The organism is Candidatus Symbiopectobacterium sp. NZEC135 (assembly GCF_025962695.1).
Window position 1 is genome coordinate 1 of sequence record NZ_JAGFPF010001025.1, and the last position, 770, is coordinate 770.

Below are 770 nucleotides of genomic sequence, written 5' to 3' on the forward strand. Positions count from 1 at the left end.
ACAGCTCCTGTTTTAATTCCAGTGCGGCGATAAAGATCAGATAAAAAACCAGACAGCACCAGACGAGTCGAGGTTGCCAGTCCACACTTTTCTCACCGCTAAGATAATTAAGCGTTTTATCGGGGAAGCAGAACCAGCACAACACCAGTAATGTCGCCATCATTGCCAGCGCCAGCGGCGTCATCTGCCAGATGAAGGCCAGAAATGATAGGTCTGAACGTCCCCACAGCAAAATATTCTGCGGGTTGCCAATCGGGGTGAGCAGGGAACCGGCGTTAACTGCCAGCGCTTCAAAAATGATCAGACGATTGATCGGTATTCTGCACAACTTCTTTAAGGTAATCGTCAGCGGCACCACAATAAACAGCGCCACATCGTTAGTCAGAAAGGTGGACAGTGTCGCGGCGGCCAGCACCATAAATATCGCCAGTCGCCGTTGACTGTGAAAACGCCTCACCATACGACGCCCTAGTACATCAAAATAGCCGCTGAGCTCCACGCCTTTCGTCAATAACATCAATCCGCTCAGGGTGATGATGGTATGCCAGTCAATTGCCCCAGGCCAGGTAGCAGGAGCGAAAGGCACGGCGAAACAAAGACCGACGCCAATAATCAATAACAGGTGCAAAAAACGGTCGCGCAGTAAGGCGCGGAAAAAAGGCATACTCATTCAGACAGCAACCCTTGTTGCAAGGTGTAAAAAGAAAACACTCAAGTATTTCTGCGCTGACAGGGTGTTTTATCCCTTCCGTATCGGATGGTTTCCGGGT

Annotated in this window: 1 protein-coding gene; it reads right to left on the reverse strand. The window is 50.1% G+C overall.

Annotation, left to right across the window (positions count from 1 at the left end):
* On the reverse strand, positions 1-670 hold a 670-nt coding region (locus J5224_RS32185; protein WP_264629013.1), incomplete at its 3' end, for an SLC13 family permease.
* Positions 671-770 lie beyond the last annotated feature (100 nt).